At 34.3% G+C, this 3,253-nt stretch carries 2 protein-coding genes and 1 pseudogene; 1 reads left to right on the top strand and 2 read right to left on the bottom strand.

The window, feature by feature from the left end; translation table 11 throughout:
- Positions 1–203: 203 nt before the first annotated feature.
- On the top strand, positions 204–1,070 hold the full coding sequence (locus NXS07_RS19125) for a lectin MOA-related protein (RefSeq protein ID WP_258087418.1): 867 nt from the start codon (positions 204–206) through the stop codon (positions 1,068–1,070).
- A 379-nt stretch (positions 1,071–1,449) separates the two neighbouring features.
- Here NXS07_RS19125 and NXS07_RS19120 read toward each other — a convergent pair.
- Together NXS07_RS19120 and NXS07_RS19115 are read right to left on the bottom strand one after the other, a co-directional pair.
- A pseudogene (locus NXS07_RS19120) lies at positions 1,450–1,611 on the bottom strand (IS6 family transposase); the annotation flags it as partial.
- Between the two features lie 281 nt (positions 1,612–1,892).
- On the bottom strand, positions 1,893–2,714 hold the full coding sequence (locus NXS07_RS19115) for an intradiol ring-cleavage dioxygenase (RefSeq protein ID WP_258087417.1): 822 nt from the start codon (positions 2,712–2,714) through the stop codon (positions 1,893–1,895).
- Positions 2,715–3,253 lie beyond the last annotated feature (539 nt).

Here is a 3,253-nt window from a genome sequence, read left to right as displayed (position 1 = left end):
GCGAAAGAACTCACCACCCGGTTGACAGATAATTTCCAGACTTTAATTCCTGCATCTTCAAGTTAATTGCGTATATAATTATAAATATACAACATAATAACCTCAGTTATTGACTGATTATGTTTTAACTTCCAGTGAAAACTATACGTAACTACTTAAAAATCATACACAAATACTTAATTCAACAATAAGGCAGCTATATTATGGAAAAGAAAGATAAAGTCATTAAAACACACAGCTTATTCGCTTCAGATAAATCAACACTTTCAGAAGAAGAAAATATTCATCATGGTGAGAACCCCATTTCCCTTTCCCCAAATGAGTCTGATGTTATCTTGATCGATGACGCAGAATCTCTCGAAGTCGATACATCCCCTCACGCTTCCTATTTCATTAAAGACACACATGGACGTACACTCTGTATTGATGATAGAGACAAGAAGGTTCTTTATTTTGAGGTTGATGAAAAACCTGCCTTTATGGGATCGGAAGATTATTCTGCTAACTTTATCATGCTACAACTGCGGGATAAAAAAATTCCGGAAAACTCAATAAAGATGATAGGTGAATACAACGATAAGAAGTACGTCATGTATGCCTATGACAATTCTATAGACCTCACTTCAACTAAATTATACTGGCATACTCGTAATCCCAGCATTGATGATAGGCGAATATCATTCAACAAAGAGTATGGCAAAACAGAAAAGGGGTTAAAGCAATATAGGCTCGTTTGGAATAATCAGGGAACAGAAATGTTTTTGTACAGTCATTCCCATGATGAGTCGCGGTTCTTGCTAACCGAAAATCATAAAAAATACAGCTTATTTACTCTGCATGCTGATTTTATTAAGGAAAAACTTATACAGCCCTTAGTTAAAAAAACCTGGCCGAATATCAAATTAAGGTTATCAACGTTTAGGATTCTGGATCCATTCTACAAATTAGTTTCAGACGAAAAAGTAAAAAAAATATACGAAGAATCAGGGATGAAAAATTTAAAATATAGAAAAAATTCCTTTGATTGTGATGATTTTAGTTTTGTATACAAAGCACAGGCTTCTAAATAAGCCTATTCAAATAATGAAAAATTTGGGTATGCAATTGAGGTGGTATTTGGGGATTTTGAAGAAAGCGTCCATGCTGTTAATATATTTATCGACCATGATCTCAAGGTTAAACTTATAAAACCGCAAAGTGGTGAAATAATAGAGGATGAAGACTGGAAATACACACCATTTTATATCTTAATATAAAACATTACGTGTGAGATTTCTGACTTAGACTGACAGGTCATTTTTAAAATTTCATTTTTTGGTTGTGTATTTAATATGTTGAACTTGGCGATTCCAGCATTATCTACGATCAAGATCATAAGGTAATTTTAGTGTTATAAGCAGCAATTGGCTCAACACAATAAAACTTACAATACACATATTGAATACATGACCAACAAGAGAGCGTGGAATGATCAACGGCAATCCCACGCTCAGCCAGAATTTCTTCCAGATTACGCAGGCTCAGCGCGTAGGCCAGATACCAACAAACACACTGAGCGATGATATCAACAGGATAATGCAGGCGTTTGAGCGCTTCTCGAGTCAGGGACATCATCAGTTCAACCAATAAAAAATATCATATTATCCAAACAGGGCTTAATGCGACAGAGCTTGTAATCTGACAGATACCTGTATAAATAATCGGCAACTGTCAGATCAAGTCTGAGCTAATATATATGAGACTCTGTTTTTCGGCCTCAAAAGCGGTTCTAAATATCGAGTTTTTACTATTTTTATAGCACAAAGTCTTTTTTCGATACCGCTTATAGTCTATTTTTATCCTGTTGGATCTAAAATTCCGGTTATGGAGGATTTTTTCTAAATTAGATTCACCTACACAGTGTATTTAGCCAAGTCTTTAGGGGTTATTTTCTTGGACACATGGTCTTTATTAATAGATAAAACTATCTTTCCATGTAATCCATCCAATGGATTATCACCTATTTTTTTTACTGTCAAAATTGCAGCTCTATTTTTAGCTCCAGAAAAGATGGAATCATCTTCATTTTTAAGCCTATTAATCTCCCTTGGAGAATACATATCATTAATCATGACTTCTTTAGATATATCCTCAGGGAAATAGAGTTGGCCTACAAAATAGAATTTATTTTCCTGTCTTTTTTGTACATTCGCACTCCTTGCTGATAAATGGATATGTATAGCTCTTCCGGCATAAAATCCAGGGAAAATCGTGGTGAATCTGACTATGCCTTCTTTGTCTGTCCTTTGTGCCCCACGAAGAAATGTGCTTTCATCCGTTCGTGAAATCGTTCCTATATTATCAGATGGAGCTTCGAGATCTGGGTTTATGTATTTCCAACCTGAATACTTTCCCATTGAATTACAATGCCATATATCAATAAGGATATCATCTAAAGGTTTACAGGTTACAGAATCAGTGACTTTCATTGTCAATAAAAGAGGTATTCCTTGTTCATCCTCTGTGATATTCCTTCTCAGCAGTTTGTTATTTATAAAATATGGACCTGACATTTCCTCTGGGGTCATCTCGCAAATGCCGATACCAATACTATCCTCTTTCTTTAGTTGACTAGGTGAAGAGGCGAGAGCTCCTGCTGGAAGCAGAGGTAATAATGAAAAGACTGCACCAGTAACCCCCGCCTGTTTCAGAAAATGTCTTCTTTCATTTTTCATAAAGTGATCCCTTATATGTCATTTAATAATATGATTTGTTGTATATCCAATGGGTAAGCTATAGTTTAATATGAGGATTCAGATAAGTGTAGTGGTTTGTGTTTGAAATCTGGATGGTTTGTCGTATCAATATACTCAAAATTAGGTAATCAACCAAATATTTCCGTAAAGGGAAAGACGTATCCGTAATGACATTGGTATCCAACCATGTGCCAATCAATACAACGGTCATTTCACCTAATGAGTATGAAGGTCACTTATTCCTTTGGCGAGAAAGATGCTTACAATATTGATTGACCGCCTTTCTGAAAAATTGTATTTATTAGTCTAATCTAGCTATTTTATTATTTATTATTTATTATTTATTATTTATTATTTATTATTTATTATTTATTATTTATTATTTATTATTTGTTATTTGTTATTTGTTATTCATGTGAATGAATAGTATTTATAGTTCCTGTTTATACGCAATTAACTTGAAGAGGCGGGTTTTAAAATCTGGAAGTTATCAGTCAACCGAGTGGTGAGCTCTTTCG

Source organism: Xenorhabdus bovienii, assembly GCF_024721015.1.
Classification (GTDB): Bacteria; Pseudomonadota; Gammaproteobacteria; order Enterobacterales; family Enterobacteriaceae; genus Xenorhabdus; species Xenorhabdus bovienii.
This window is presented reverse-complemented; position numbering and strand designations above follow the sequence as displayed.